Below are 23,770 nucleotides of genomic sequence, written 5' to 3'. Positions count from 1 at the left end.
GTCTCGACGTGACATCCACCATAGCAATGTGATTCGGCTATCGGCCGGGCCGCTGTTTGAGCCAGTGCGGGTCGGCCGGCTCGGGTACCCGGCCGGCGGTGGGCTTCGGGGTGAGCCGATAGCGCAGCACGTCGCGCGGCTCGCCGGGGCCGAAATACTGGTCCTCGTGACCGGTCACCTCGAAACCGGCGGTCTTGTACAGGTTCGTGGCGAGTTGATCGCTCGGGCGCACGGTGATATAGACCGAATCCGCCGCGGCGGTGCGGCAGCTGTGCACCGCTCGTTCCAGCAGTCCCCGGCCGATCCGGCGTCCCCGATACTGCGTGGCGACGGCCAGCCCCATCACCCAGCCTCGGCTGCGTGAACCCAGGCCGACCAGTGCGTATCCGCAGACGCGGTCGTCGAGTTCGGCCACCACCCAGTGCGATCCGTGCAAATCGAACAGTTGTCGCAGTGCGGTGTACGGGTAGGCGTGGTCCGCGAACTGTTCCAGCTCGAGCGCGGCGATGTCCGTGAGGTCGTGCACTGTCGCGGCCCGGTAGACAGCCCCCGGCCTTGCCCCGATATCCAACGGCTCACCTCTGTCTCCCCTGCGTGAGTCTGAACTCCAGCGTAAAGGCGTGTGCCGCTGCGAGGTTCGGAATCGGCGGGGCTGACCATTCGGGCGAGGTTGCTCGACGGTGACCCACAGACGCCGAATGCCGCTGGGAGGACACTCTTCCCAGCGGCATTCGGGTCGAACGGGGGCGTGGCGGTCACGGAGGGGAATCGGAACCGCCTGGCCCCTACCGGCGTTCGGGGTTCGGTCCGAACGCCGGAAGGCGGTGCGGGTTTACACCTTCGCGTAGGCCAGCGAGGGGACGCGGCCGATGGCGAACGAGGAACGCAGGTAGAAGAACCAGGTGACCCCCGCCATCACGATGAACGTCGCCGCGTAGGCCCAGAAGGCGGGCGCCATGCTGCCGAAGTTGATGTTGGACAGGCGAAGTGCCTGCTGCAGCAGGTAGCCGCCGGAGGCGCCGATCGCGCCGATGACACCGATCGCCGCGCCCGCCTGACGCTTGGCCGACGCTGCGGCTTCGGCGATGTCCATGCCGTGCTCGGAGGCGTACTTCTTGGCCTCCGCGTTGAAGATGGACGGGATCATGCGGTAGGTGGAGCCGTTGCCGATACCGGCGAGGACGAACAACGCGAGGAAGGCGACCAGATAGAGCGGGAAGCTCTTCAGCTCCAGCCCCGCCATGATCGCGGCGACCGCGACGGCCATGCCGCCGAAGACGTACACGGTGATCTTCGCGCCGCCGACCTTGTCGGAGACCCAGCCGCCGAACGGGCGGCTGAACGAGCCGACCAGCGCGCCGAGGAAGGCCAGGTTGCCGAGCGTGGTGATCCAGCCGATCTTGGCCAGATCCGGGAAGTTGGCCTTGATCAGCGTGGGGAAGGCGAAGGAGAACCCGATGAAGGAACCGAACGTGCCGATGTACAGGAACGACATCACCCAGGTGTGCCGGTTGGTGAGCGCGAGCTTGTAGGACTTGCCGTCGGACTTGGCGGTGCCGATGCTGTCCATGTAGCGCAGCGCGCCGAAGGTGGCGATCAGGATGAACGGCACCCAGACCAGCACCGAGAGCGTGATGCCGAAGCGATAGCCCGCCGGATCCTTGGCCATCAGGTGGGTACCGAAGGTGATCAGCAGCGGCAGTATCAGCTGGGTCTGCGCGACGCCGAGATTGCCGCCCGCCGCGTTGATGCCGAGGGCCGCGCCCTTTTTCCCTTCCGGGAAGAAGAACGAGATATTGGCCATGGACGAGGAGAAGTTGCCGCCGCCGAAGCCGGCCAGCGCCGCGAGGACCATGAACACCCACATGGGCGTGCCCGGCTGGTTCACGAAGTAGGCAAGACCGAGTGTCGGGATCAGCAGCATCGCCGCGCTGAACGCGGTGAACGCGCGCCCGCCGAATTTCGGTATGGCGAAGGTGTACGGAATGCGCAGTGCCGCACCGACGAGCGTCGGGGTGGAGGTGAGCAGCAGGGCGTTGCTCACCGCGGTGGGGTTGCCCTTGCCGAGTCCGGCCAGGAAGTCGAAGCCCGCGGCGCCCATGCTGGTGACCACGGTGCCCCAGATGACCCACACGCTGAAGCCGAGGTTCTCCGCGAATACGGAGAAGATCAGGTTCTTTCGCGCGGTGAGCTTTCCGCCCGACTCCCAGAATTTCGCGTTGTCCGGTTCCCAGTGGTCCAGCCAGCGTCCACGCTTCTGGTGGGTGAACGATTCCGACTGCTGGCCGGTGGCAGCAACTGTGGCAGTCATCGGCTTCCTCTCGATTAGGCTCGACCGACCCTCATCGCGGCAATCGTCGCGCCGTTGCGACGTTGATTCGTCTCGGGACGCCCATCCAAGTCGGGGGAGGGGCCGTCGAGTTGCCTTTGTACGGTCGAGACAAAGGTAGAAGCCGGTTGTTGCGGGCCCGTGGCCTTCGGTGACGTTCCCGGCAAATCCGACTCACATGGGGGAAGCGCCCTCGGTGACCAGTTGGTTACCTGGCGATCTGGCCACGGGACCGGTCGGAACTATCGGGCGTCCGGGTATTCCGCGATGAGCGAACCGAGGAAGCAACGCGCGGCCTGCGCGGCGCGATCGGCGTCGCCGTCGACGACGGCCTGCACCAGTTCATTGTGCTCGGCGTCGTAGGAATCGTCGGATTTCGAAGTCCGCGAGCGGATCACCTGTTCGATGGTGGGCAGCAGCGAGTCGTAGAACTCGAGATACACCGCGTTGTGGCTGGCGACCACGATGGCCCGGTGCAGCGCCACATCGGCGGCGATCGCGCTGTGGGTGTCCGCGTCCCAGTGGTGGCTGCGTTCTTCCAGCAACCTGTGCAGGTTCGCGATGTCGGCGTCGTCGCGGCGGCGCGCGGCGAGCGCGGCTGCGGTGGTGTCCAGCGCGAGGCGTAGCTCGAGGACATCGCGTTCCTCGGCGTCGGCGAAGTACTTGCCGAGGGTGCCGCCGACTTCCGAGGCGGCGATCACATAGGTGCCCGAGCCCTGGCGCCGTTCCAGCATGCCCGCGTGCACGAGCGCCTGGACGGCCTCGCGCACGGTGTTTCGGCCGGTGCCGGTGAGCTCGGTGAGCTCCGGTTCGGTCGGGATGCGGGAGCCGATAGCCCAACGGCCGGAACGGATTTCGGCACGCAGCTGTTCGGTTACCTGGGCGATGAGGCTGGTGCGCCGGACGGGTTGCACCGAAACAGAGTACCGCCCGTCACAAATTGTTGCCGACGATCATGGGGTCATCCTATGATTTCTCGGTGACAGCGACCCTTCCGGACACCGCGACCCGCCAGGATTCCGCCGCCCTCCAGCAGCGCAAGCGCGCGCTCGTCGAGGGTCGACTGCTGGTACTCACCGCGATCGTGATGTCCGCACTGGTCCTACGCGTCGCCGTCACCGCGTTCAGCCCGCTCGCCGAGCGGATCGGCGCGGATATCGGCTACTCGACCGCGGTCGTCGGCGTCTTCGGCATGATCCCGACCGCGATGTTCGCCCTCTCGGGCCTGCTCACCCCGATCCTGGTGCGCCGCCTCGGGCTGGAGCGGACCGCGCTCACCGCGATGCTGATGGCCGGTCTCGGCATGCTGATCCGGGCCACGACGCACGCCACCGCCGAACTGCTGATCTTCTCCGCGCTCGCGCTCGGCGGCATGGGCATCGGCAACGTGGTGATCCCGCCGTTGGTCAAGCGGTACTTCCCGGACCGGCTGGCGGTCATCAGCTCGCTCTACATCACCATGGTGCAGCTCGGCACCGTGGTGCCCGCGATGATCGCCGTGCCGGTCGCCGAGGCGCACGGCTGGCGGATCTCGATCGGTCTGTGGGCGCTGCTCGGCTTCGCCGCCGCGCTGCCATGGCTGAAGGTGCTGCGCGATCGGCGCGGTCGCGACATGGCCGACACCACGGGTTTGCCCGCCGAAGGCGCCGAGTCCACGGGCCGGGTCTGGCGTTCGCCGGTCGCCTGGGGCATGGCGGGCATGTTCGGCATGACCTCGCTGACCACCTACGCGATCTTCGCCTGGCTGCCCAAGATCTTGAGCGAAGCGGGCGCGAGCGCGGCGTTCGGCGGCACCATGGTCGGACTGTTCGCCCTGGTCGGTCTGGTGGCCGCGCTCTCGGCGCCGACGATCGTCGCACGCTTCCGCAATCCGTTCCCCGTGGTCGTCGGCTGCGCGGCCTTGTTCTTCATCGCCTTCGCTGGCTTGCTGATCGCGCCGATGAGCGCGCCCGTGCTGTGGGTGGTGATCCTCGGACTCGGCCCGAGCACCTTCCCGATGGCGCTGACCCTGATCAATCTGCGCACCAAGACCCCGCGCGGTTCGGCGGCGCTGTCCGGCTTCACCCAGGGCGTCGGTTACGCGGTGGCGTGCGCGGGCCCGTTGCTGTTCGGCATGCTGCACACCGCCACGGGCGGCTGGCTCGCGCCGTTCGCGATGCTGAGCGTCGCGGTGCTGGTGTTGCTCGCCGGTGCGTGGCAGGCGTGCAAGCCGCGCATGCTCGAGGACACCTGGAACTGATCGGAACCGATCGCGCCGTTCGGGTTGCGGCGCGGTGCGGCGCGGCGCATGCTGTGCGCGTCACACCTCACCGGCCGCTGTGCGCGAGATCGGCTGTTTGTCACCCGTGGAAACGCTTGTGTCACACGGGTGAAACATAACGTTGAAACTCACCCCGGAATCCGGGGAATCGTGAGCAACCGTTGATTTGGCGGTCATTTCCCGCATCATTTCGGCAATACCTGTTTCCTACCGTGGGGGCCAACCGATTTTGGGAGGCCCTTGTTGAGCACGCTGACGCGTAACCACAACATCGAGCACTGGGATGCCGAGGACGTCGCGGCCTGGGAGGCGGGCGGCAAAGACATCGCCAAGCGCAACCTGATCTGGTCGGTCTTCGCCGAGCACGTCGGGTTCTCGGTCTGGTCGATCTGGTCGGTGATGGTGCTGTTCATGCCCGCCGACAAGTTCGGCATCGATCCGGCGGGCAAGTTCTTCTTGGCCGCGGTGCCGACGCTGGTCGGCGGCTTGCTGCGCATTCCATACACCGTGGCCACCGCCCGGTTCGGCGGACGCAACTGGACCATCTTCAGCGCGTTCCTGCTGGTCATCCCGACGCTGCTGACGCTGTACTTCGTCAACCAGCCGGGCACCTCCTACACCACCTTCCTGATCGTGGCCGCGTTCGCGGGCTTCGGCGGCGGCAACTTCGCCTCCTCGATGACCAACATCAACGCCTTCTACCCGCAGCGACTCAAGGGCTGGGCCCTCGGTCTGAACGCCGCGGGCGGCAACATCGGCGTTCCGGTCATCCAGCTGCTCGGCCTGCTGGTCCTCGCGACCCTCGGCGACGGCTACGGCGCCCTGATCTGCGCCATCTACCTGGTGCTCGTCGCGCTGACCGCTGTCGGCGCCGCGCTCTACATGGACAACCTGAAGAACCAGAAGGCCGACCTGTCCTACATGGTGACGGCGCTGAAGGTGCCGCAGTCCTGGGCCATCGCCTTCCTCTACATCGGCACCTTCGGTTCGTTCATCGGCTACAGCTTCGCCTTCGCCCAGATCTTGCAGATCAGTTTCAAGGCCGGCGGCGACACCGCAGCACAGGCCGCCGTGCACGCCGCGTCGATCGCGTTCATCGGCCCGCTGCTCGGTTCGCTGGCCCGCCCGTACGGCGGCAAGTGGGCCGACCGGATCGGCGGAAGCCGGGTCACCTTGGTCGTCTTCGGCGCGATGATGGCCGCCACCCTCGTGGTCGGGATCGCCAGCACCGTGGCCGACGGCAACGGCGGCGTCGCCAGCGGCGCCGTGATGACCGTGATGGTCATCGGCTTCATCGCCCTGTTCGTGCTCTCCGGCTTCGGCAACGGCGCGGTCACCAAGATCATCCCGTCGGTGTTCGACGCCAAGTCCAAGAGCCTGGACGCGAGTCCCGCCGAGCAGGCCGCCTGGTCGCAGAACACCTCCGGCGCGCTCATCGGCGTCGTCGGCGCCATCGGTGCGCTCGGCGGCGTCGGCATCAACCTGGTGCTGCGCTCCTCCTACGCCTCGACCAACTCGGCCACCACCGCCTTCTGGGTGTTCCTGGCCTTCTACGTCGCCTGCGCCGCGGTGACCTGGTTGGTCTTCCTCCGCCGTCCCACCATGGCCGTCGACAGCGATGTCGTGCACGAGGCCGAGGCGCTGGTCCTCGAGGCCGAGGCCGCCGCAACCAAGTCCAACTCGTCGGCTCGCGCCTGACGCCCGAACCATCCCCAGGGAGGTCACCATGAACCCCACAGTCGATCCCGCCCAGCGCAAGACCGCGGTGGTCGTCGGCCACGGCATGGTCGGGCACCGTTTCGTCGAGGCACTGCGCTCGCGTGACGAAGCCGACCAGTGGCAGATCGTCATCCTCAGCGAGGAGCAGCTGCCCGCCTACGACCGCGTCGGACTCTCGTCCTACGTCGGCACCTGGGACCCGAGCCTGCTCGCGCTGCCCGGCAACGAGTACGCCGGTGACGCCCTCGTCGAGCTGCGCCTCGGCCAGCGCGCCGAGAGCATCGACCGCGCCGCGCGCAAGGTCGTCACCTCCGCGGGCGACACCATCGGCTACGACGCGCTGGTGTTGGCCACCGGGTCCTACGCCTTCGTGCCACCGGTGCCCGGCCACGACCTGGACGGGTGCTACGTCTACCGCACCATCGAGGACCTGGATGGCATCCGCGCCACCGCGGAGGCGGCCGGTCCCGGCGCGGTCGGCGTGGTGATCGGCGGCGGTCTGCTCGGCCTGGAGGCGGCCAACGCGCTGCGCCTGCTCGGCATGACCCCGCACGTCATCGAATTCAACGACCGGCTGATGCCCGCGCAGGTCGACGCGGGCGGCGGCGCGATCCTGGAGCGCCTGGTCAGCGACCTCGGCCTGAACGTGCACACCGGCGTCGGCACCCAGGCGATCGAGGCCGCGGGTGACGGCAAGCTGAAGCTGACCCTCTCCGACGAGTCGACCATCGATGACGCCTCGCTCGTGGTGTTCTCCGCGGGCATCCGTCCGCGCGACCAGATCGCCCGCGACGCGGGCATCGAGGTCGGCCCGCGCGGCGGCATCATCACCGACCTGGGACTACAGACCTCGGACCCGAACATCTGGGCCATCGGCGAGTGCGCCGCGGTCGAGGGCGTCTGCTACGGCCTGGTCGCCCCCGGTTACAGCACCGCCGAGGTGGTGGCGGACCGGCTGCTCGGTGGCGCGGGCGAATTCCCCGGCGCCGACATGTCCACCAAGCTGAAGCTGCTCGGCGTCGACGTGGCCAGCTTCGGTGACGCGCACGGCACCACCGAAGGCGCGCTGTCGGTCGTGCTGCACGACGCGGCCAAGGGCACCTACGCCAAGCTCGTCGTCTCCGACGACGCGCAGATCCTGCTCGGCGGCATCCTGGTCGGCGACGCGTCCGCGTACTCCGCGCTGCGCCCGCTGGTCGGTCGTCCGCTGCCCGCCGATCCCGCCTCGCTGATCTCCCCGGCGGGCGCGGAACTCGGCGCGGACGCGCTGCCCGACGACGCCCAGATCTGCTCCTGCAACAACGTCAGCAAGGGCTCGATCTGCGGCGCCATCGCGGAGGGCGCCTGCGACGTGCCCGCCATCAAGAGCTGCACCAACGCGGGCACCTCCTGCGGTGGCTGCGTGCCGATGCTCAAGAAGCTGCTCGAGCAGTCCGGCGTCGAGGTCTCCAAGTCGCTGTGCGAGCACTTCAGCCAGTCGCGCGCCGAGCTGTTCCAGATCGTCCAGGTCACCGGCATCCGCACCTTCTCGGGCCTGATCGCCAAGTACGGCAAGGGAACCGGCTGCGACATCTGCAAGCCGACCGTCGCCTCCATCCTGGCCTCCACCTCGAGCGACCACATTCTCGACGGCGAGCAGGCCGCGCTGCAGGACACCAACGACCACTTCCTGGCCAACCTGCAGAAGAACGGCACCTACTCGGTGGTGCCGCGGATGCCCGGCGGTGAGGTGACCGCCGAGCAGCTGATCACCATCGGCGAGGTGGCCAAGGAATTCGGCCTCTACGTGAAGGTCACCGGTGGTCAGCGCATCGACCTGTTCGGCGCGCGCGTCGAGCAGCTGCCGCAGATCTGGCAGCGCCTGGTGGACGCGGGCATGGAATCCGGTCACGCGTACGGCAAGTCGCTGCGCACCGTCAAGAGCTGCGTCGGCTCCACCTGGTGCCGCTACGGTCAGCAGGACTCGGTCGGCATGGCCGTCCTGCTCGAAAAGCGTTACCGCGGACTGCGTTCCCCGCACAAGCTGAAGCTGGCGGTGTCCGGCTGCGCCCGCGAGTGCGCCGAGGCGCGCGGCAAGGACGTCGGCGTGATCGCCACCGAGAACGGCTGGAACCTCTACGTCGGCGGCAACGGCGGTCTCACGCCGAAGCACGCGGTGCTGCTGGCCGGTGAGCTCGACGACGAGACGCTGATCAAGTACATCGACCGCTACCTGATGTTCTACATCCGCACCGCCGACCGGCTGCAGCGCACCGCGCCGTGGCAGGAGGCGCTCGAGGGCGGCATGGACTACCTCAAGGCGGTCGTCTGCGAGGACAGCCTCGGCATCGCCGACGAGCTCGAGGCCGCCATGGCCAAGCACGTCGACGGTTACAAGGACGAGTGGGCCGCGGTGCTCGAGGACGAGGAGAAGCTCTCGCGCTTCGTGTCGTTCGTCAACGCGCCGGAAGAGGCCGACCCGACGATCTCGTTCGACGACAGCGGCGAGCGGAAGGTGCCGGTGCTGTTGGGTGTGCCACAAATGCCGGCCGCCACGCACGGGAAATAACGACTTAACCGTGCGGAAACAGGACGCCGGTACCAATGAGTAAGGCGTTCGGAGGAGGAACCCGATGACCGTGATCGATACACCCAGCATCTCGCCAGCTACGGCCACCGGTTGGACGCAAGCGTGCCGACTCGACTATTTGATCCCAGGCCGCGGCGTTGCGGTATTGCTGAAGGGTGGCCAGCAGGCCGCTCTGTTCCGACTGACCGACGGCAGCGTGTACGCCGTCGGCAATATCGATCCGTTCGGTCGCGCGGCCGTCATGTCGCGCGGGATCGTCGGTGACCGCGGCGGCGTCCCCGTCGTCGCCTCGCCGCTGCTGAAGCAGGCGTTCTCGTTGCTCGATGGGCGTTGCCTGGACGATGAATCGGCGGCGCTGCCGGTGTACGCGGTGCGGGTCGACGACGGCATCGTTTCGGTTTCCAACGAGCCGGTCGCGCTCGATTCCTCGGACGGATGAACCTCTATGACGACAACTGAAGCGGGCGCCTGTCTCGCTGGATTCACGGTCGGCGTCACGGCGGCTCGGCGAGCCGAGGAGTTCTCCACCCTGCTCAAAAGGCGGGGCGCCACCATCGTCACGGCGCCCGCCATCCGGATCATTCCGTTGGCCGACGACACCGAACTGGAGCGTGTCACAAGGACTTTGGTCGCCGAGCCGCCGCAGATCACCGTCGCCACCACCGGCATCGGTTTCCGCGGCTGGATGGAAGCGGCCGAAGGCTGGGGCCTGGCCGAGGAACTGCGCAGCACGCTGGCCGCCACCCGCATGCTGGCCCGCGGCCCGAAAGCCAAGGGCGCCATCCGCGCCGCGGAACTGCGGGAGGAGTGGTCGCCCGCCTCCGAGTCGTCGGCCGAGGTGCTCGATCACCTGCTGGCCGAGGGCGTGGAGGGCGTGCGCATCGCGGTGCAGCTGCACGGCGCCACCACCGAATGGGAGCCCGTCCCGGACTTCTGTGAGGTATTGCGTTGCGCCGGAGCGGATGTCGTTCCGGTGCCGGTGTACCGCTGGACTCCGCCCGCCGATCAGGGCCCGATGGACCAGCTGATCGAGGCCATCGTCACCGCGAGCCTGGACTGCGTGACCTTCACCAGCGCGCCCGCCGTGGCGTCGATGTTGATGCGCGCCAAGGAAACCGGTCTGCTGGAGGGCGTGCTGCACGCCCTGCGCGGTCGGGTGCTCGCGGCCTGCGTCGGTCCGATCACCGCCGCGCCGCTGGAAGAGCTCGGCGTGCCGACCTCGATGCCGGGGCGCGCGCGTCTCGGCGCGCTGGCCAGGCACGTGGCCGAGGAATTGCCCAGGCGCGCCAACCGGATTCAGGCCGCCGGACACAACATCAGCGTGCGCGGCGCGTGTGTCGTCGTGGACGGCGAGGTGCGTCAGCTGGCGCCCGCGCCGATGGCGCTGATGCGTTCGCTGGCCCGCCAGCCCGGTCGGGTGGTCTCCCGCGAGGACCTGCTCTCCGCGCTGCCCGGCGGCGGTGACGACACGCACGCCGTGGAGACCGCGATCGCCAGGCTGCGCGCCGGACTCGGCACGCCGAAGGCGATCCAGACCGTGGTCAAGCGCGGCTACCGGCTCGCTTTGGACGCCGCCGAGTGCACCGACAACAATCCGCGCCAGGTGCCGCAAGCGCGGCCGCAGGTGCCCGGTATCGGGTCGCCCGTGCGTGCTCCCAAGTACGCTCCGCAACCGATGGGGAGCTGGTGAGCACCCCCGCCCTGGTGCTGGTGGCGCACGGCACCCGAAGCACCAGGGGCGTGGAGATGATCGCCGCTCTTGCCGAAGCGGTCTCCCGTGAACTCGGTGCGGCGCAGGCTCTTTCGGAAACGGACGCCGCGATTTCGGGGCGCGGCGACCGTACCGACGCGCCCGCGGTCCGCACCGCCTTCGTCGACGTGCTCGGCCCGTCGCCGTCGGAGGTGCTGCGTGATCTGACCGGAACGACGGAATCTGTTCCCGCCGTGCTGGTTCCGGCGTTCCTCGCCTCCGGCTACCACGTCTACCAAGACGTGCCGCGCGAGGTCGCCGAGAGCGGGCACGACGCGGTGGCCGTCACCCCGGCCATGGGGCCGGATCCGGCGCTGGCCAGGATCATGGCGGTGCGGTTGCGCGCGGCGGGCTGGCGGCGTGGTGACGCGGTCGTGTTCGCGGCGGCGGGGTCCTCGGATGCCCGTGCGCGGCAAGACGTTCGGCGCGCGGCCGCGATGCTGGCCGAGCACCTGGGTGCACCGGTGCGCATCGGCTACGTCGCCACGGGCGCGCCGCGCGTTCCGGAAGTCGTCGCCGACCTGCGTGCCTCCGGTGCGCGGCGGGTGTTCGTCGCGTCCTATCTGCTGGCGCACGGGCTGTTCCAGCAGCGGCTGCACGACGCGGGCGCGGACGGCGTGGCGGAACCCATCGGCGTGCATCCCGCGGTCGTCCGGCTCATCGCGGACCGTTATCGCGCGGCCGTGCGGGAAATGGTCGATACTCGCGTGCGCTGAGTGTCGTTCGCCCCCGAGGCTCGCGGCGGCGCCGTCGGTGGCCTAGGAGTAAGGAGTCGGCGCGCCGCTGCCGTGGTGGGCATCAATCGCCCCCCGGCGCCACGAGTGCGGGGAACCAGATGTCGGTGAGCACCTCGGCCGCCTGGCTCGCGGAGACGTCGATCGTGCCCTGCATGGCCCAGCGGGTGAAGAACCGTTCCAGTTGCGCGACAAGTAGTTCGATGCGCAGTCGCGCTTCGTCCCTGCGTTCGGCAGGCCAGCGGGACAGGTAGGCGGGCATGCTGTCGGCGAGCGTCATGATGCCCTCGCGCGCGACCTCGCGGAATTCCGGTTCGAGTGCGGTCGCCTCGTCCCATGCGGGCAGCATGTCCTTGTTCGCGAAGAACCAGTCGATGGCCCGGGTCATCCAGTCCGCGAACTCTTCTCGTGATCCGGTGGTGAGCACCCGGTCCAGGTCGGCGTAGAAGAGGCGAACGCTGGCGAGGGTGCCCGCCTCGGCGATGGCGCGCAGCACCTCCGGTTTGCCGGTGAAGTGCAGGTAGAAGGTGGCCCGGCTACAGCCGACCGCGGCGGCGATGTCGTCGACGCGGACCGAGGAGTAGCCCTGCGTTTCGAACAGGTGGCGCGCGGTGTCGACGATCCGCGCTCGGGTCAGGCGTTTCTGTTCCTCGCGCAACAAGCCGCGGCGGGCCTCGGTCGGTTCGGTCGGCATGAACTCATCCTAGACGATGCGCAAAGTCACTAGACATGGTGTCTAGCCAGTGCTACGTTGTGGTGCAGGTCACGTCGGCTGGGTTCGCCGACGACCGCGGCTCGAGGTTCTCGCCCCGTGGCCGGATCACCGCGGAACCGTTGCCGCGCACTGCGACCGGCGAGGTCGCGCGGTGCGAGATCGCTTTGTAGGGAGTCAACGATGTTCGACAGCATCATCAAGGGCGGCCGGTGGTTCGACGGCACGGGCGCCCCGTCAGCGGTTCGCCATCTCGGCATCCGCGCCGGCAGGGTGGCCGAGGTGTCGGCCGTGCCGCTCGACGAGACCGGCTGCGGCCGGGTCGTCGACGCCGCCGGGCACTGGGTGATTCCCGGCATGATCGACATCCACACCCACTACGACGTGGAGGTATTGCTCGATCCAGCGCTGCCGGAATCGGTGCGCCACGGCGTGACGACCGTGCTGCTCGGTTCGTGTTCGCTGTCGACAGTGCACGCCGACGCGGAGACGGCGGGCGATCTGTTCGGCCGGGTCGAAGCCATTCCGCGCGGACACGTCGTCGCCGCGATCGGCGACCTGAAGTCCTGGCGCACCGCCGAGGAGTACGCCGCGGCGCTCGACGCGCTGCCGCTCGGGCCGAATGTGGCCGGCTTCCTCGGGCATTCCGACGTTCGCGCGGCCGTGATGGGGCTCGATCGCGCCACCAGGCGCGAGGTGAAGGCGACTCCCGACGAGCTCGCCACGATGCGGCGCGCACTCACCAAAGCTCTCGACGCGGGCTTCGTCGGCATGTCCTCCCAGCAGCTGCTGTTCGACAAGCTCGACGGGCAGCGTTGCCGCTCGCGCACCCTGCCCTCCACGTACGCGACGAGCCGGGAACGCAGCGTGCTCAACACGATTCTGCGCCGCCGCGGGCGCGCCTTGCAGGGCGGACCCGACGTGGCACGGCCGCAGAGCCTGGTCGCGATGGCCGCGAGCAGCATCGGGCTGTGGCGGGAACCGCTCAAGGTGAGCCTGCTCTCGGCCGCGGACGTGAAGGCGATTCCCGGTGTGGCGCGGGTGTTTCCGGCGCTCGCCCGCGCCGTCAACGCGCTCGGCGGCGATTTCCGCTGGCAGCATTTACCGGTGCCGTTCGAGGTGTATTCCGACGGGATCGACCTGCCGGTGTTCGAGGAATTCGGATCGGGCGCCGCGGCATTGCATCTCGCCGACCAGCTCGAAGAGCGTGCGGACCTGCTGAGCGATGAAGGCTATCGCCGCTGGTTCCGCAAGGACTACGACAAGAAGTTCGGTCCCCGCGTCTGGCATCGCGACTTCTTCGACGCCGAGATCGTCGAATGCCCCGACGAATCCGTGCTCGGCAAGACCTTCGGTCAGGTCGGTCTCGACCGCGGCGGCCTGCATCCGGTCGACGCGTTCCTCGATCTCGTCGTCGAACACGGCACCAAAGTGCGTTGGCGCACAACCATTTCCAACCACCGCCCCGCTGTGCTCGACCGTTTCGCGGCGGATCCCGGCATCCAGCTCGGCTTCTCGGACGCGGGCGCGCACCTGCGCAACATGGCCTTCTACAACTTCGGCCTGCGACTGCTGCGTCGCGTCCACGACGCCGAACGAGCGCACCGGCCGTTCATGACGCTCGAGCACGCGGTCCACCGCCTGACCGGTGAACTCGCCGAGTGGTACGGCTTGGACGCGGGCCGCCTGCGCGTCGGCGACCGTGCCGACGCCGTCGTGATCGACCCGGCCCATCTCGACGCCACCCTCGACACCTACGCCGAACACCCGGCCCCGCACTACGGCAACTTGTCCCGCATGGTCAATCGCAACGACGCGACCGTCACCGCGGTGTTCATCGGTGGGAAGTACGTGTTCGGCTCCGGCGCCGCCGGACCCGGGCTCGGCACGGAACAGGCGGGGCGGTTCCTGCGCGCCGGATGACGACGTGACGTTCGCGCCGTCCGCGCGAAGGGCGGCACACGGGTTGCGCACCGCGTAAAGGGGCAGCGATCTGTCGGTGCCCAGGTCCACACTGTGACCTATGGCATACGACGAGGAACTGGCCGAGCGGATCCGCGACCTGATCGATCCCGGCCTCGACATGACCGAGAAGAAGATGTTCGGCGGTCTCGCCTTCATGATCAGCGGCAACATGGCGGTGGCCGCCAGCGGCCAGGGCGGCCTGCTCGTCCGCGTCGACCCGGCCCAGGGCGCCACCATGATCGACGACGAAACCGTCACGCCGATGACCATGGGCGGCCGAGAAATGGTCGGCTGGCTCCGAGTGACCGGCACACCGATCCGCGACGACGCAACCCTGCGCGAGTGGGTCGACCGCGGCGTCGACTACGCCCGCTCCCTCCCGGCCAAGAGGTAGATGCCCGCGCCGCGCTTGCAACCGCAACATTGTTGCACTTGTAAGTGAAAGGCGGTTAGGCTGGAGATATCTACCCGGTGCAATCTCCGCCATGCTCGAAAGGGTTGTTTGTGGACACGTTGCAACGTGACGACCGTGCCACCGTATCGGTGAGTCCACGCGAGATCGAGCAGGCCCGCAATGTCCGGGAGTTCCTCGGTGACCGAGAATCGCCACCGGCGGTCACGGTGGAGACAGACGTCGATCGGCACCTGACGATGCCTCCCGAGCTGGCGGCCTTGGTGCTTCGGCTCGTCGATCTGGTCGGCCGCGGCTGCACGGTCACCATCGGCAGTATCCCGAACGAAGTCACCACGACAGTCGCCGCGGGAATGCTGGGCATATCGCGACCCTCGCTGATGAAGCTCGTCCGCGAGGGCAAGATCCCGGCCCACAAAGTTGGCTCGCACACCCGCCTGCACAGCAAGGACGTGCTGGCTTTTCGCCGTGCGCAGCTGGAACACCAGAGCAAGGCGTTCGACGAGTTGCGAGCTCTCGAAGAGGAATTGGGCCTCCGCGACTGACCGGCCGCCGAAGGGTCTCCGTCGGCAGCCCGGCCGCTACCATGTCCGGCATGGTTGGCGGGCGGGTGACGAGAGTGCTTGTGGACGCGAACATTCTGTACTCGCGCACGCTACGCGACTGGCTGTGCCTGCTGTATCTGCGGGGCGGTGCGGGTATGTTCCAGGTGTTCTGGACCGAGGACATCATGGCCGAGGCCCTCTACCACCGGCGGAAGAAGAATCCGTTCCTGTCCGAGGAGCAGATCGGTGGTATTCGCCGCAAAACCGTTGCGGCCCTGGGTGAAGACAGTCTGATCACCGGCTATCGGATCGACGCGACCCTCGCTTACCCCGATGCTTACGACGCGCACGTGCACTGCGCCGCGATCCACGGTGAGATCGATATCGTGTTGACCGCCAACGGCTCCGACCTGGAAGATATGGGCGATCTTCCCTACTGAATCGGACAGTTTGGACGGATTCGCTGTCGACCCTTTCCCGGCCGTCCCGCACTCGATACGCTGCGCCGATGACGCCCATTGTGCGTGTAGCCGTCGTTGTGGCGGTGCTCGGCGGGTCGCTGGTTGGCGCGATACGCGCCGAGGCAACACCCGGCTCGGATATCACGGCGACCACCCTGGGGCATGCGCAGATTCCGGCAGGGTTGCTGCCGTTCGTGGCGGGGACCGATCTGGTGGTTCGGGAGATCACCATCGGGCCGGGCGGGTCGACTGGGTGGCACTATCACGACGGCCCGGTCTTCGGCTTCGTTCGCTCCGGCACCCTCACCCACCCCGGTCCGGACTGTGTCGCGCCGGTGTATCGCACGGGCGACTTCATCTACGAGCCGGCCGGGGAGTGGAACGTCCACATCGGCCAGAACCTCGGCACCGAGCCCCTGGTCCTGGACGTCGTCTACGCCCCGCCGACGGGCGACCCCCTCTTCCGCGACGCCCCGGCCCCGGACTGCGCCTGAACCCGTCGCAACGGTTCTCGAGACCTGCGATGGCCCGGGATCCGAGCCTATTTCGCCAGTTGGCCGATCCGCTGCCGCGCCACATTGAGCAACGTGGCGACATCGACGTCGGGGACGTCTTCGCGTCGAAGCTCTTTGACGAGCGAGCGCTGCTCGGCATTCAGTTCCTCGGTCAGCCGCTCGATCGTCGAGCGGAGTTGTGCGATGTGCTCCACCCGCTCGTTGACGTCGTGCGCGTCCCCGAAATCGTCGACGATCAACCGTGATTCCACCCGGGACAGTGGCACGTCGAGCTTGGCGGCGATGATGGTGCGCGCTTCGTATCCGGCGTCGGTGAGATGGCGCGCTTGACCGCAGGGATCGGCTCCGTACACATCGGGGATGGTGATTTCCCACCATCGTCCGACACGGCTCGCGTGCACGTCGTAGGTGATTGCCTTGCTCACTGCTTCTCTTCCTCCTCCGGGCAGTCGCAGGACCCTACGGCCTTGTAGATCGACCTGGCCACGCCCGGCGAGATGGTGGTGTGCCCGTCCGGGACGCTCACGTCATGCTTGCCGGTTCGGCAACCGTAGATCGTGTGGCTGCCCGCTCCGTCGCGGAGCTTCGACCAGCCCGCGGCTTTGAGGGCCTTCAGGACCTTCCGGGTCGGTTGCTCCGCAATCATGACAGCATGCTAGCGCGCTAGGCGCAAGCATAGCTAGCAAGCTAGCAGAAAATGTAGCTAGTCAGATTGCAAGTCCGCATCCGCTCCATACGAAGTCGCCCCCACCGGGTTGCGGTGGGGGCGAAGGAGATCAGCGCCAGCGTTCCGGGGTGACCGGGGCGTCCCAGGCGCGGGCGTAGCGGCGGGAGTCGGTGGCGTTGGGTTGTTTGTGGCGGTAGACGATGTAGGGGCGGGTGAGGTAGCCGATGGGGGCGCTGAACATGTGGACCAGGCGGGTGTAGGGCCACAGGGCGACCAGGACGAGGACGACCAGCCCGTGCAGCTGGAACGGCCACGGGGTGTCGACCATCAGTTCCGGTTGCGGGTTCAGGGTGAACAGGCTGCGGAACCAGGGGGAGACGGTCTCGCGGTAGTTGTAGGTGCCGAACAGCAGGTTGGCGCCCCAGGTGTTGGTCAGGCCGGTGACCAGCGCGGCGGTGAGCAGGGCGTACATCAGCTTGTCGTTGGCGGTGGTCGCTTTGCGTACCGCGGTCACCGTGAACCGGCGGTACAGCAGAATGCCCACACCGGCCAGCACGGAGAGACCGGCCACCGAACCGGCGCCGACCGCGATCAGGTGATAGGTGTGGTCGTTGATGCCGACGGCTTCGGTCCACGACTCGGGAATCAGCACGCCGAGCACGTGCCCGAAGAACACCCCGAGCATGCCGAAGTGGAACAGCGGACTGCCCAGCCGCAGCAACCTGCTCTCGTAGATCTGCGAGGACCGGGTGGTCCAGCCGAACTGGTCGTTGCGGTAGCGCCAGATGTGGCCGAGCACGAACGAGGTGAACGCGACGTACGGCAGGATCAGCCACAACTCGACGGGCAGGTGCGGGACGGCGTTCATCGACGGCCTTCCGATTGAGCGAACATCGTGGGGTCCATGGCGAAGGGTTCCAGCCCGACCTCTTCCTCCGGGGGACCTTCGGCCGCGAGCTCGGCGATGCGCCGCCGATCGGCCGTGGTGAGCGGCGGCAGCGTGGCCACCACCGCGGCGAGCGCCCCCGCGTAGGGAGAACCGCTGTCGGACAACGAGAGTCGCAGCAGCTCGATGACCGGCAGGTGCTCGCCGAGCAGGCGCTCGCCGCCGATCGGGTCCACCGTCGCGGCGAATTCCAGCAATACGGGCAGGTGATCGGGCAGTTCCTGATCACCCAGTTCCACCCCGGCGTGCCGGTAGGCGTGCTTGAAACGCAGCAACGCCATGCCGCGCTTGCGGGTGTCGCCGTAGGCGTAGAAGGTCAGGTGCAGGCTCGCACGGCGCCGCATGTCGAAGGTCGCGACGTAGTCGGCGGCCAGGTCGATCGGCGGCGTCGTGCGCAGGTGGGTCAGCAGACCGGCCAACTGCGGGCGCACCTCGTCGGGCAATTGATCTGCCGCACTGGACAATTCGTCCAGCATGGCCAGCGTTGCCTGGCCGGGGTAGTCCAACAGCAGCGCGGCGAGCCGCCACACCAGGCGACGGTCGCGCTCGGCCATCCGCACGGCGGGCTCGGGCCGCCGGCGCAGTTTCAGCAGACTCATCTGGTGACCCCGCTCGACGTCGCGGTCACATCCTCGGTGGACGAACCGTTCCCGGCAGCGCCGTTGCTGCCGTTCGCGGCCCCTACTCCGGCAGCGCCGTTGCTGCCGTTTGCCTTCGCGTCGCCGGACCCTGCGCCGTTGTGCCCCGCGCCGTTCTGCGCAGCCGAGCCGTTGGAGCCAGCACCGTTGGACCCACCACCGTTGGTCGGAATCAAACCCTTGGTGCTCTTCCCATCCCAGTTGAGCAAATTGATCCGGGTCGACTTCTCTTCCGGCGCAGCCCCATTGGAGTCCGTCAGATGGAACTTCTCCACCATCTGGTCGAACGCGGTCATACCCGGCCCACCATCGGTGTCCAGACTGCACCCGGTCGCCAGCGAATCCAGTTCGTGCGCCTGCGAAGTCGCGCCCTGCGGGATCACATAACGGTGCTCGTACTTCGCGATGGCGAGCAGCCGGTACAGCGCCTCGATCTCCTCGGGCTCCAGCCGCACCGACGGCGCGATCGAGGGATCGGGCTCCTCGCCGAGGTTCACCGACCGCATGAAAGACCGCATGGCGGCGAGCCTCTGCAGCGACGCCCGCACCGGACCGAGCTCACCCGCGGTGAACAGCTCCGCCAGGTACTCCACCGGAATGCGCAGCGCGTCGATGGCGCCGAACAGGTTCGCATGGTTCTCCCCGTCGTGCCCGGTCTCGGTGAGCACGTCCACCACCGGCGAGAGCGGCGGCACGTACCAGACCATCGGCATGGTCCGGTATTCCGGGTGCAGCGGCAGCGCGATCTGGTAGTCCACGATCAGCTTGTAGACCGGCGAATCCTGGGCCGCCTGAATCCATTCCGGCGAGATGCCGGCGCGCTCGGCCTCCGCGACGACCCGCGGGTCGTGCGGGTTGAGGAAGACGCCGAGTTGCGAGGGGTACAGATCCTTGGTGTCGGTGACCGACGCCGCCTCCTGCACCTTGTCCGCGTCGTAGAGCATGACGCCGATGTAGCGCAGCCGACCCACGCAGGTCTCCGAACACACCGTCGGAATGCCGACCTCCACGCGCGGGTAGCAGAAGGTGCACTTCTCCGCCTTGCCCGTCTTGTGGTTGAAGTAGATCTTCTTGTACGGGCATCCGGTGATGCACTGCCGCCAGCCGCGGCACTTGTCCTGGTCGACGAGCACGATGCCGTCCTCGGCCCGCTTGTAGATCGCGCCGGAGGGACAGGACGCCGCGCACGACGGGTTCAGGCAGTGCTCGCAGATGCGCGGCAGGTAGAACATGAAGGTCTCTTCGAACTCCAGTTTCACCTTGTCCGAGAGCTTGTTCAGCAGCGGGTCCTTGCCGACCTGCTCCGGGCCGGAGCCGAGGTCGTCGTCCCAGTTGGCACCCCAGGTGACCTTCGTATCCTCGCCGGTGATCAGCGATTTCGGTCGCGCCACCGGCGTGGTGTCGATGGCGGGGGAGGACAGCAGGTTGTCGTAGTCGTAGCTCCACGGGTCGTAGTAGTCCGACACCGTGGGCAGGTCCGGGTTGGCGAAGATGTTGAGCAGCCGCTTCATTCGCGAACCGGACTTCAGGGTCAGCTTGCCGCGCTTGGTGAGCGTCCAGCCGCCCTTCCACTTCTCCTGATCCTGGTACTGACGCGGATAGCCCTGTCCGGGCCGGGTTTCCACGTTGTTGAACCAGACGTACTCGGTGCCGCCGCGGTTGGTCCACGCCTGCTTGCAGGTGACGCTGCAGGTGTGGCAGCCGATGCACTTGTCCAGGTTCATCACCATGGCGAGCTGTGCCATGACACGCATATCAGTACTCCACCTTCTGCGACCGCAATCGGACAGAGCGTCGGCACCTCGTCGGGCTCATGTCAGTACTCCACTTTCTGGGACCGCTTGCGAATAGTCGTCACTTCGTCGCGCTGGTTACCCGTGGGGCCGTGGTAGTTCAGCGCGAAGGACTGCTGCGCGTACCCGCCGATGAGATGCGAGGGCTTGATCATGATCCGGGTGAGCGCGTTGTGGATACCGCCGCGTTTGCCGCGCGCGTCGTTCACCTCGGGGGTGCCCTCGATGCGCGGCACGTCCACCGCGCGGTCCTGCGCGTGGTACATGAACACGGTGCCCTCCGGCATGCGGTGCGAGACGATGGCGCGCGCGACCACGATGCCGTTGCGGTTGATCGCCTCGATCCAATCGTTGTCGGCCACACCGATCTTCGCGGCGTCCTTGTCCGACATCCAGATCGACTGACCGCCGCGCGAGAGCGTCAGCATGTGCAGGTTGTCCTGATAGGCGGAGTGGATCGACCACTTCGAGTGCGGCGTCAGATATCTGACCGTGACGCCCTTCTCGGTCACCGAACCCACGCCGGGCTCGCTGAACAGTGCGGTCATGTCCAGCGGCGGCCGGAAGATCGGCAGCTGTTCGCCGAGCTCGATCATCCAGTCGTGGTCGAGGTAGAAGTGCTGGCGTCCGGTCAGGGTGTGCCAGGGCTTGAGCCGTTCGGTGTTGATGGTGAACGGCGAGTACCTGCGTCCGCCGGTCTCGCTGCCCGACCACTCCGGCGAGGTGATCACCGGCACCGGCCGAGCCTGCGTGTCGGCGAAGGTGATTCGCTTGCCCTCGTGCTCGGCGGCCAGGTCGGCGAGCTTCGTGCCGGTGCGATGCTCCAGCTCCTCGAAGCCCTCCACGGCGAGGCGGCCGTTGGTGGTGCCCGACAGCGCGAGGATGGCCTCGGCCGCGTGGGTGTCCTTGGCCAGCGACGGACGGCCCTGCGCCACACCGGAAACCACGGTGCCGTTCATGCCCGCGAGGTACTCGACCTCGACGTTCGGGTGGGTGGTCACGCCCTTGGTGGTGACGCCGAGGGTGTCGACCAGCGGCCCGAGCGCGGCCATCTTCTCGGCCACCTTCGGGTAGTCGCGTTCGACCACCACCAGCTTCGGCATGGTCTTGCCCGGAATCGGTTCGCAGTCACCGGCTTTCCAGTCCAGCACGCGGCCGCCCGCCTGCGCCATGGCGTCCGCCGAGTCGTGTTGCAGCGGCACCGCGACGATGTCCTTGCGCTTGCCGAGGTGCTTCTCGGCCATCCAGGAGAAGCCGCGGGCGATCCGGTGGAACGCGTCGAAGTCGGTCTTGGCCTCCCACGGCGGCGAGATGGCCGGGGAGAACGCGTGCACGAACGGGTGCATGTCGGTGGAGGAGAGATCGTGCTTCTCGTACCAGGTGGCCGCGGGCAGCACGATGTCGGAGAACAGCGTGGTACTCGTCATTCGGAAGTCCAGGGAGAGCAGCAGATCCAGCTTTCCGGTCGCCGCCTCGTCCCGCCAGACCAGCTCCTGCGGCCGCACCCCGGTCGCCTCGCCCGCCTGGAGGTTGGAATCCGCGCCGAGCAGGTGCTTGTGGAAGTACTCGTTGCCCTTGCCGGAGGAGCCGAGCAGGTTGGCGCGCCAGACCGTCAGGCAGCGCGGGAAGTTCTCCGGCGCGTCGGGGTCCTCGCAGGCGAAGCGCAGGTCGTCGGACTTCAGGCCCGCGACGACGTGCTCGGCGGGCGTCGTGCCCGCGGCCTCGGCCTCGTCCACGAGATCGAGCGGGTTGCGGTTGAAGGTCGGGTAGCTCGGCATCCAGCCCAGCCTGCTGGCCAGGGCGATGTTGTCGGCCGCGGTGCGGCCCTCGAACACGCCCTTGCCGAGCGGCGAGGAGAACGACTCGGCGGTGAACGGGTCGTAGCGCCACTGGTCGTTGGTCAGATACCAGAACACGGTGCCCTGCATCTGGCGCGGCGGACGCTGCCAGTCCAGCCCGAAAGCCAAAGTGGCCCAGCCGGTCACCGGACGACACTTCTCCTGGCCGACGTAATGCGCCCAGCCGCCGCCGTTCACGCCCTGGCAGCCGGTGAGCAGTGTCAGGGTGAAGAAGGCGCGGTAGATCTGGTCGGAGTGGAACCAGTGGTTGGTGCCCGCGCCCATCAGGATCATCGAGCGACCGCCGGAACGGTCGGCGTTGTCGGCGAATTCGCGCGCGATGCGCTCGGCCTGCTTGGCCGGGACGCCGGTGATGGTCTCCTGCCAGGCAGGCGTGTAGGGGGTGGAGGCGTCGTCGTAACCAGTCGGCCATTCACCAGGCAGTCCGTCGCGCCCGACGCCGTACTGCGCGAGCAGCAGGTCGAACACTGTGGTCACGCGCTTGCCCGCGACGGTCACCGTCGGCACGCCGCGCAGCAGCACGCCCGCCTTGTCGGTGTCGAAGCGCGGCAGTCGCACCGCGACCGGCTGATTGCCCTCCGCGCCGTACAGACTCAGCAGCGGATCGACGTCGCCGAGGTCCAGGTTCCACTTGCCCGCGTCGCCCTCGGTGAAGCGGTGGCCGAGAGAACCGTTGGGCACCACGGGGTTTCCGGAGTTGTCGAGCAGCACGGGCTTGTGCTCCGCGGCTTCGACGGACTCGCCGAGATCGGCGGCCGTGAGGAACTTGCCCGCCAGCGCGCCGTCGTGGTGGTACACGCCCTCGGCGTCCCAGCCCTCAGGGTCGTCCAGGCAGACCAGGTACGGCAGGTCGGTGTAGCGCTTGACGTAGTCGAGGAACCGCGGGGTGTCGCGCTGGAGGAAGAACTCCTTCAGGATCACGTGCCCCATCGACATGGCAAGCGCCGCATCGGTTCCCGGGCGCGCGGGCACCCACTCGTCGGCGAACTTGGTGTTGTCGGCGTAGTCGGGGGAGACCACGACCACCTTCTGGCCGCGGTAGCGGGCCTCGGTCATGTAGTGCGCGTCCGGCGTCCTGGTGACGGGCACGTTGGAGCCCCACATGATCAGATAGCCCGCGTCGAACCAGTCGGCCGATTCCGGCACGTCGGTCTGGTCGCCGAACACCTGCGGCGAGGCGACGGGCAGGTCGGCGTACCAGTCGTAGAACGACAGCATCGACCCGCCGAGCAGCGAGATGAACCGGGCGCCGACGGCGTGGCTGACCATCGACATGGCCGGAATGGGCGAGAAGCCCGCGACCCGGTCGGGCCCGTAGCGCTTGATGGTGTGCACGTGCGCGGCGGCGGCGATCTCGGCGGCCTCCCACCATTCGGCGCGCACGAAACCGCCCTTGCCGCGGGCGGATTTGTACTTCTTGGCCTTCGCCGGGTCCTCCACAATGGATTCCCAGGCCAGCACGGGATCCTTGAGCTGGGCCTTGGCCTCGCGGTACAGCTCCAGCAGCGCGCCGCGCACGTATGGGTAACGCACCCGCGCGGGCGAGTAGGTATACCAGGAGAAGGACGCGCCGCGCGGGCAGCCGCGCGGTTCGTACTCGGGCTTGTCCGCGCCGACCGAGGGGTAGTCGGTCTGCTGCGACTCCCAGGTGATCACGCCGTCCTTGACGTAGATCTTCCACGAGCACGAGCCCGTGCAGTTCACGCCGTGCGTGGAGCGCACCACCTTGTCGTGCGCCCAGCGGTCGCGATAGAAGTCGTCGGCGCCGCGGCCGCCGACTTTGTGCAGGCTGCGTTGATCCGAGGAGACCTCGCCGCGCTGAAAGTATTTGCCCAGCCGGAGCAATGCGTCACCGGCGTCGGAGGAAAGCGGGCCCGCCTGATCGGAGGGTGCCGA

The 23,770-nt window shown here is 67.8% G+C and carries 21 protein-coding genes; 11 read left to right on the top strand and 10 right to left on the bottom strand.

Annotated elements, in window-relative coordinates:
- Positions 1–37: 37 nt before the first annotated feature.
- From ABZV58_RS32085 to ABZV58_RS32075, 3 genes are all read right to left on the bottom strand, one after another.
- Positions 38–571: a GNAT family N-acetyltransferase gene (locus tag ABZV58_RS32085; RefSeq protein WP_355003934.1), complete on the bottom strand. Its 534-nt coding sequence runs from the start codon at positions 569–571 to the stop codon at positions 38–40.
- A gap of 261 nt (positions 572–832) precedes the next feature.
- Complete coding sequence (locus ABZV58_RS32080) at positions 833–2,311, bottom strand: MFS transporter (RefSeq protein WP_355003933.1); 1,479 nt, start codon at positions 2,309–2,311, stop codon at positions 833–835.
- Between the two features lie 260 nt (positions 2,312–2,571).
- Positions 2,572–3,243, bottom strand: a complete 672-nt coding sequence (locus tag ABZV58_RS32075; RefSeq protein ID WP_355003932.1) for an FCD domain-containing protein — start codon at positions 3,241–3,243, stop codon at positions 2,572–2,574.
- A gap of 173 nt (positions 3,244–3,416) precedes the next feature.
- On the opposite strand from ABZV58_RS32075, the gene ABZV58_RS32070 reads away from it, so the two are divergent.
- From ABZV58_RS32070 to ABZV58_RS32045, 6 genes are all read left to right on the top strand, one after another.
- Positions 3,417–4,568 carry an MFS transporter gene (locus tag ABZV58_RS32070; protein ID WP_355003966.1) on the top strand — a complete coding sequence of 384 codons (1,152 nt, stop codon included), beginning with the start codon at positions 3,417–3,419 and terminating at the stop codon, positions 4,566–4,568.
- A 261-nt stretch (positions 4,569–4,829) separates the two neighbouring features.
- Positions 4,830–6,287 carry a nitrate/nitrite transporter gene (locus ABZV58_RS32065; RefSeq protein ID WP_355003931.1) on the top strand — a complete coding sequence of 486 codons (1,458 nt, stop codon included), beginning with the start codon at positions 4,830–4,832 and terminating at the stop codon, positions 6,285–6,287.
- A gap of 28 nt (positions 6,288–6,315) precedes the next feature.
- Positions 6,316–8,856, top strand: coding sequence for a nitrite reductase large subunit NirB (nirB, locus tag ABZV58_RS32060; protein ID WP_355003930.1), 2,541 nt, complete (start codon positions 6,316–6,318; stop codon positions 8,854–8,856).
- Between the two features lie 64 nt (positions 8,857–8,920).
- Positions 8,921–9,316: a nitrite reductase small subunit NirD gene (nirD, locus tag ABZV58_RS32055; RefSeq protein ID WP_253811247.1), complete on the top strand. Its 396-nt coding sequence runs from the start codon at positions 8,921–8,923 to the stop codon at positions 9,314–9,316.
- A 6-nt stretch (positions 9,317–9,322) separates the two neighbouring features.
- Complete coding sequence (locus tag ABZV58_RS32050) at positions 9,323–10,567, top strand: uroporphyrinogen-III synthase (RefSeq protein WP_355003929.1); 1,245 nt, start codon at positions 9,323–9,325, stop codon at positions 10,565–10,567.
- Positions 10,564–11,343, top strand: a complete 780-nt coding sequence (locus ABZV58_RS32045) for a sirohydrochlorin chelatase (protein ID WP_355003928.1) — start codon at positions 10,564–10,566, stop codon at positions 11,341–11,343. The genes ABZV58_RS32050 and ABZV58_RS32045 overlap by 4 nt, the downstream gene beginning before the upstream one ends.
- An 82-nt stretch (positions 11,344–11,425) precedes the next feature.
- Here ABZV58_RS32045 and ABZV58_RS32040 read toward each other — a convergent pair whose 3' ends face one another.
- Positions 11,426–12,055 carry a TetR/AcrR family transcriptional regulator gene (locus ABZV58_RS32040; protein WP_355003927.1) on the bottom strand — a complete coding sequence of 210 codons (630 nt, stop codon included), beginning with the start codon at positions 12,053–12,055 and terminating at the stop codon, positions 11,426–11,428.
- Positions 12,056–12,256: 201 nt separating this feature from the next.
- Here ABZV58_RS32040 and ABZV58_RS32035 point away from each other — a divergent pair, with 201 nt between their 5' ends.
- The 5 genes from ABZV58_RS32035 (at position 12,257) to ABZV58_RS32015 (ending at position 15,950) form a co-directional block, all read left to right on the top strand.
- Positions 12,257–13,996: an amidohydrolase family protein gene (locus ABZV58_RS32035; RefSeq protein ID WP_355003926.1), complete on the top strand. Its 1,740-nt coding sequence runs from the start codon at positions 12,257–12,259 to the stop codon at positions 13,994–13,996.
- Positions 13,997–14,096: 100 nt separating this feature from the next.
- A complete protein-coding gene (locus ABZV58_RS32030) occupies positions 14,097–14,432 on the top strand; it encodes a TfoX/Sxy family protein (RefSeq protein ID WP_355003925.1) in 336 nt (111 codons plus the stop codon).
- A gap of 110 nt (positions 14,433–14,542) precedes the next feature.
- Positions 14,543–14,995 carry a helix-turn-helix domain-containing protein gene (locus ABZV58_RS32025; protein WP_355003924.1) on the top strand — a complete coding sequence of 151 codons (453 nt, stop codon included), beginning with the start codon at positions 14,543–14,545 and terminating at the stop codon, positions 14,993–14,995.
- 50 nt (positions 14,996–15,045) lie between these two features.
- On the top strand, positions 15,046–15,435 hold the full coding sequence (locus tag ABZV58_RS32020; protein WP_355003923.1) for a PIN domain-containing protein: 390 nt from the start codon (positions 15,046–15,048) through the stop codon (positions 15,433–15,435).
- Positions 15,436–15,503: 68 nt separating this feature from the next.
- Entirely contained in the window at positions 15,504–15,950 is a 447-nt protein-coding gene (locus ABZV58_RS32015; RefSeq protein ID WP_355003922.1) for a cupin domain-containing protein, read from the top strand.
- A 47-nt stretch (positions 15,951–15,997) separates the two neighbouring features.
- Here ABZV58_RS32015 and ABZV58_RS32010 read toward each other — a convergent pair whose 3' ends face one another.
- The 6 genes from ABZV58_RS32010 to ABZV58_RS31985 all read right to left on the bottom strand — a co-directional run bounded on the left by ABZV58_RS32010 (position 15,998) and on the right by ABZV58_RS31985 (position 23,719).
- Positions 15,998–16,396, bottom strand: coding sequence for a hypothetical protein (locus tag ABZV58_RS32010; RefSeq protein ID WP_355003921.1), 399 nt, complete (start codon positions 16,394–16,396; stop codon positions 15,998–16,000).
- On the bottom strand, positions 16,393–16,617 hold the full coding sequence (locus ABZV58_RS32005) for a type II toxin-antitoxin system HicA family toxin (RefSeq protein WP_355003920.1): 225 nt from the start codon (positions 16,615–16,617) through the stop codon (positions 16,393–16,395). The genes ABZV58_RS32010 and ABZV58_RS32005 overlap by 4 nt, the downstream gene beginning before the upstream one ends.
- Before the next feature lie 130 nt (positions 16,618–16,747).
- Positions 16,748–17,506: a respiratory nitrate reductase subunit gamma gene (gene narI, locus ABZV58_RS32000; RefSeq protein ID WP_355003919.1), complete on the bottom strand. Its 759-nt coding sequence runs from the start codon at positions 17,504–17,506 to the stop codon at positions 16,748–16,750.
- Positions 17,503–18,183, bottom strand: coding sequence for a nitrate reductase molybdenum cofactor assembly chaperone (gene narJ, locus ABZV58_RS31995; protein ID WP_355003918.1), 681 nt, complete (start codon positions 18,181–18,183; stop codon positions 17,503–17,505). Before narJ ends, narI begins: the two co-directional genes overlap by 4 nt.
- Positions 18,180–19,967, bottom strand: a complete 1,788-nt coding sequence (gene narH, locus ABZV58_RS31990) for a nitrate reductase subunit beta (protein WP_355003965.1) — start codon at positions 19,965–19,967, stop codon at positions 18,180–18,182. Before narH ends, narJ begins: the two co-directional genes overlap by 4 nt.
- A 71-nt stretch (positions 19,968–20,038) precedes the next feature.
- A complete protein-coding gene (locus ABZV58_RS31985; protein ID WP_355003964.1) occupies positions 20,039–23,719 on the bottom strand; it encodes a nitrate reductase subunit alpha in 3,681 nt (1,226 codons plus the stop codon).
- Between the last annotated feature and the right edge of the window lie 51 nt (positions 23,720–23,770).

Origin of the sequence: Nocardia sp. NPDC004654, assembly GCF_040609595.1 — a bacterium.
In the GTDB taxonomy this organism is placed as follows: domain Bacteria; phylum Actinomycetota; class Actinomycetes; order Mycobacteriales; family Mycobacteriaceae; genus Nocardia.
This window is presented reverse-complemented; position numbering and strand designations above follow the sequence as displayed.